This window comes from Pseudomonas sp. PS01303 (assembly GCF_029959385.1).
Classification (GTDB): Bacteria; Pseudomonadota; Gammaproteobacteria; order Pseudomonadales; family Pseudomonadaceae; genus Aquipseudomonas; species Aquipseudomonas rustica.
Map to the genome: position 1 here is coordinate 1 of NZ_JASCPK010000242.1, position 4946 is coordinate 4946.

At 59.7% G+C, this 4946-nt stretch carries 6 protein-coding genes; 3 read left to right on the forward strand and 3 right to left on the reverse strand.

The window, feature by feature from the left end; all coding sequences use genetic code 11:
* Positions 1-76 precede the first annotated feature (76 nt).
* Both QMX93_RS29680 and QMX93_RS29685 read right to left on the reverse strand, forming a co-directional pair.
* Positions 77-532: a MarR family transcriptional regulator gene (locus QMX93_RS29680; protein WP_172680138.1), complete on the reverse strand. Its 456-nt coding sequence runs from the start codon at positions 530-532 to the stop codon at positions 77-79.
* Positions 533-604: 72 nt separating this feature from the next.
* Positions 605-1561 carry a LysR family transcriptional regulator gene (locus QMX93_RS29685; RefSeq protein ID WP_282359122.1) on the reverse strand — a complete coding sequence of 319 codons (957 nt, stop codon included), beginning with the start codon at positions 1559-1561 and terminating at the stop codon, positions 605-607.
* 111 nt (positions 1562-1672) lie between these two features.
* Here QMX93_RS29685 and QMX93_RS29690 point away from each other — a divergent pair, with 111 nt between their 5' ends.
* On the forward strand, positions 1673-2422 hold the full coding sequence (locus tag QMX93_RS29690) for a sulfite exporter TauE/SafE family protein (protein ID WP_282359124.1): 750 nt from the start codon (positions 1673-1675) through the stop codon (positions 2420-2422).
* Here QMX93_RS29690 and QMX93_RS29695 read toward each other — a convergent pair.
* Positions 2412-3266 (reverse strand): LysR substrate-binding domain-containing protein, encoded by an 855-nt coding sequence (locus tag QMX93_RS29695; RefSeq protein ID WP_172680137.1) that lies wholly within the window; start codon positions 3264-3266, stop codon positions 2412-2414. The two genes, QMX93_RS29690 and QMX93_RS29695, sit on opposite strands and share 11 nt — an antisense overlap.
* Positions 3267-3363: 97 nt before the next feature.
* Between QMX93_RS29695 and QMX93_RS29700 the strand changes: the two genes are divergently transcribed.
* Both QMX93_RS29700 and QMX93_RS29705 read left to right on the forward strand, forming a co-directional pair.
* Positions 3364-3579, forward strand: a complete 216-nt coding sequence (locus QMX93_RS29700; protein ID WP_053122393.1) for a DUF1127 domain-containing protein — start codon at positions 3364-3366, stop codon at positions 3577-3579.
* 64 nt (positions 3580-3643) lie between these two features.
* Positions 3644-4873: a winged helix-turn-helix domain-containing protein gene (locus tag QMX93_RS29705; RefSeq protein WP_282359125.1), complete on the forward strand. Its 1230-nt coding sequence runs from the start codon at positions 3644-3646 to the stop codon at positions 4871-4873.
* Positions 4874-4946: the final 73 nt, after the last annotated feature.

The window sequence follows — 4946 nt, forward strand, 5'->3', positions numbered from 1 at the left end:
ACGCTGCGATCTTTTGATCTTAAAAAAACCAAAAGATCGCAGCGTGCCGCAGCTCCTACAGGGGGAGAGGGTGGAGTCAGGTGAGGCTGTTTTGCAGGTGACTGCGCAGTGCTTGTAGCTCTGCTTGCAGGTTTTGCAGGCGTTCGATGGAGAAACCGCTGGCGCCGAGAATGCATTGCGGAACGGTTTGGGCGCTCTCTTTGAGCTCACGCCCCTTGGCGGTCAATTCGACAATCACCACGCGCTCATCCTCTCGGCTACGCGTGCGGCTCAACAACCCTTCAACCTCCAGCCGTTTAAGCAGTGGCGTCAGCGACCCCGGATCGGTGAGCAACTTTGTGCTGATTTCCCCGACCGTCAAACCGTCCTTTTCCCACAACACCATCATCGCCAAGTACTGCGGATAGGTTAGCCCAAGCGCTTGCAACAAAGGTTTGTACACCTTGGTCATCATCAGCGAGGTGGAATGCAGGGCGAAGCAGGCCTGATTGTCGAGCAGCAGGTCGTCGCAGGTGTCGCGTTCGGAAGTCATGTCTACGCCTTGATCGTTGATGATCATGAATCTAGCGCTCGAGTGTTTAATGCGCCAGATAATTTTCCAGCGCTAGTGCCGGCCGAGATCCCGTTGCAGCGCCAGATCCCACGGCGGTATCGGGCTGAAGCGCGTTTTCAGGTATTCCAGCAGCAAGCGGCTGCGTGAGTGGGTTTGTTGCTCCATGCGCAGCGCGTAGATGCCGGTGGTTTCCGGTTTCGGCAGACCGTCGGCGCAAAACAGTGGCAATAATTCGCCGCGCAGCAAGTATTCACTGGCCAGCCACGTGGGCAGATGCGCAATGCCCAACCCGGCCAGCGCTCCGCACACCAAGGCTTCGGCATTGTTGGCGCTCATGCGGATCCGCGCCGGGCGATGCAATTGCATCTGCCCGTCCTGCTCGAAACGCCAGGCGAACGGCGGGGCGAGGCCTTCCCAGTCGAGGCCGTCATGTTCGCTCAATTGCGCTGGAGTGCTCGGCACGCCCCGGCGCTTGAGATAGTCGGGACTCGCACAAGCGATGCGCACCATGCTCGCCAGCGGCGTTGCGACCAAGCGCGTATCCGCCAGTTGCCCGGCGCGCAGCACCAGATCGACCTTGCCGAGATTGGAGCCGCCCATGTCGACAAAACTGTCGATCAGGTGCAAATGCACATCGAGCCCCGGATATAGCACCAGAAAGTCGGCAATCACCGGCGCCAGATGCCTGCGCCCGAACGCCGCCGGCGCATCAATCCGAATCAAACCTTCTGGCGCGCTGCTCAAAGACACGGCTTCGGCGCGAGCCAGTTGTAGCTCGGCTACGATTCGACGTGCGCGTTCGGCGAACGCCAGCCCGGCCGGCGTGGCGAGCACCGCGTGAGTGCTGCGGATAAACAACTGGCTGCCCACGGCGCTTTCCAGGCTGTCGATCCGTCGCGCAATGGCTGATGGCGTCAACGGATGACGACGCGAAACGGCAGAAAAACTGCCGCTCTCCAGCACATCCAGAAACAATCCGAGCTGGTCGGTGAGTTGATTGGGATTCATGGCGAACTCGATGCTTGTGCGAAATCGGCATAGCCATTGTGCGTTGCTGTGCGTTTCCCCGCCAGCCGCGACTGCGTAGGATGATTCGCCTGACGTAAGAGGAATTCGGCTGTGATGGAGTTTTTGTTGTACCTGTTATTCGGTGCCGCACTCGGCACCCTCGGTGGCATCTTCGGCATCGGTGGTGGTCTGATCGCGATTCCGCTGCTCGGTGTTTGGTTTGGCCTTGATCAACAGATCGCCCAAGGCACGGCGCTGGTGATGGTGGTGCCGAACGTGATGCTGGCGCTGTGGCGTTATCACCAGCGCAATCGCATTGAGTTGCGACACGCGCTGCCGCTGGCGGTGATGGGTTTCTGCTTTGCCTGGATCGGATCTATCTGGGCTGTCGGTATCGACGCGCAAACCATGCGTGTCGGCTTCGTCGCGTTTTTGGTGGTGCTGTCGGTCTACAACCTGTTGAAGATGTTCGGTCGCCAACCTGCCGCGACGTCGGAGATGCGCTACTCATGGCCGTGGCTCGGCGTGCTCGGCGCGGCGTCCGGCACCATGGGCGGTTTGTTCGGGGTTGGCGGGGCGGTGGTGGCGACGCCGGTTTTGACCAGTCTGTTCGGCACCACTCAAGTGGTTGCTCAGGGCTTATCGCTGGCGCTGGCCTTGCCGAGTACCGGCGTGACGTTGGTGACGTACGCGGTGCATCAAGAAGTGGACTGGATGATCGGCCTGCCGCTGGCCATCGGTGGTCTGGCCAGCATCAGTTGGGGTGTAAAAGTCGCCCACGCGATGCCGGAAAAACTCCTGCGTGGGCTGTTCTGCGGCTTTCTGGTGCTGTGTGCGGTGATGCTCGCGTTTAAAGTTTGAAGCCTTCGACGATGTGCTCGGCCAGGCACTCGGTGATCGGCGACGGATTGTTCAGGTTGCGCACCAGCATGATGCTCGCCTCCGGCAGCAACGGCAGGTCTTGGTCGGCACCAAGAATGCGCATGTCCGGGGTGATCAGGCTTTCCAGTTGCGCGGTGATCGCCAGACCCGCGCTCACCACCGCCATCAGCGCCGACAAACTGGTGCTGTTGTAGGCGATGCGGTAATCGCGGCCCATCGCGTCCAGCGCATTGCACGCCCACAAGCGGCAGAAACAATCACTGTTGAACATCGCCAGTGGTAGCGGCGTTTGTTCGTGGGCGCTGAAGTTCTGCGCCTCGGCCCAGACAAAACGCTCCTTGCGCAGCAGTTGGCCGATCTCGTTGCCCGGCTCGCGGGTGACGATCGACAAGTCCAGGTCGGTGCGCTGCAACAGTTGTTTGGTCGACTCGCAATGCACTTCGATCTGGATCAGCGGATAGAACTGGGCGAATCGCGACAGAATCCCCGGCAGAAAACGCATCACATAATCATCCGGCGTACCGATGCGCACGGTGCCGACCATGTGCGGCTCGCGCAGCGTGTTGAACACTTCACTGTGCAATTTGAGGATGCGCCGCGCATAACCCAGCAGCACCTGGCCCTCAGCCGTGAGCCGCACCTGACGTCCATCACGCTCGAACAATTGGCGCTGCAACACATCTTCTTCCAGACGCTTCATCTGCATGCTCACCGCCGATTGCGTGCGGTTGACCATTTCGCCGGCGCGGGTGAACCCGCCCTGATCGGCAATCGCGACGAAGGTGCGCAACACATCGGTATCGATACTGGGGTAGGCGGACAATTGATGAATCTCCGTGATGCATGCCATCAGAAACATTCGTTGGATTGATCTTAGCGCCAGGCAGAGACTTGAGCCATCCACAACGGAGGGCAACACGATGAAAGGTCAAAGAGAGTTTGCAGGCGAAGAAAAATTCAGCGGTCACATCGTTTCCGATCTGCTGCACAAGTTTAGCCGCTGGTACGATTTGCACCGTGAACGTGAGTTGCTCGCCAGTCTGAGCGACGAAGCGTTGAAGGACATCGGGGTCAGTCGTGCCGACGTCGAGCACGAAACCGTGCGGCCATTCTGGGACGACCCGATGCATAAATGATGAGGGCGCCGCTACACAAACCACTTTCAGGTGAGGTAGGTTGCGAGCAGACAAGGAGATGCTCATGCCCGCGACACTGTCCTTTTCCTTCAAACAGGCACGACGACTGGCGCTGGCTGCCCAAGGGTTCAACGGGCGCCAGCCGCCGACCGTCAAAGCCACTCACGTCAACCGGCTGATCGAACGGCTGGGCCTGCTGCAAATCGACTCCGTCAACGCCGTGGTGCGCTCGCACTACCTGCCGCTGTTTTCCCGTCTCGGTCTCTATTCTTCTGACTTGCTCGACCAGGCTGCCTGGAGTTCGGGGCGACGTCGCACGTTGTTTGAATATTGGGGCCATGAAGCATCGTTACTGCCGCTGTCGATGTATCCGTTGATGGGCTGGCGCATGCTGCGGGCCAAGCGTGGCGAAGATATTTATCAGCAACTGGCGAAGTTTGGTCGCGAGCAGCAGGACGTTGTTCGTCGCGTGTTGAGTTCGGTGCAAGAGCAGGGCGCGGTGGGCGCCGGCAGTCTGTCGACCCGCGAAGACAAGGCCGGGCCATGGTGGGACTGGAGCGCGGAAAAGCATGCGCTGGAGTGGTTGTTTGCGGCTGGCGAAGTGACTGTGGCGGGACGGCGTGGTTTTGAGCGTTTGTATGATTTGCCGGAGCGGGTGATTCCTTCTTCGATCTTGCAACAGGCATTGCCGGATGAAGCCGAGGCGCAACGGGGATTGCTGTTGCATGCGGTGCAGGCGATGGGTGTCGGCACTGAGAAAGACCTGCGTGATTACTTCCGCTCGAATCCAGCGGATGCGCGACCACGACTGGCGGAACTGATCGAGGCGGGGCAGTTGCAGATGTGCGAAGTGGCCGGTTGGCGGCAGATCGCTTACTGCCTGCCGGAGCCGAAAGTCCCACGTAAGGTGACGGCGAGTGCGCTGTTGTCGCCATTCGATTCGTTGATCTGGGAGCGCAGCAGGACGGAGCGGTTGTTTGATTTCCGCTATCGGCTGGAGATTTACACGCCGCAGGACAAGCGGGTTTATGGCTATTACGTGTTGCCGTTTTTGCACAATGAACGGATTGCCGCGCGGGTTGATTTACGCGCTGAGCGAGCGGCGGGGCGGTTGGCGGTGCATGCGGTGCACGAGGAAGAGCCGGGGCTGGATGAAGAGGGGATGTTGGCGCTGGCGATGAATTTGCAGCGGATGACGGATTGGTTGGGGCTGGAGCGGGTGCAGCTCAATTGTCAGCGCGAGAGTGCGCTGCGGTTGCGGGTGGCATTGGCCAAAATCGACGGCCCCCTGTAGGAGCTGCCGAAGGCTGCGATCTTTTGATCTTGATCTTAAAAAAACAACATCAAAAGATCGCAGCCTTCGGCAG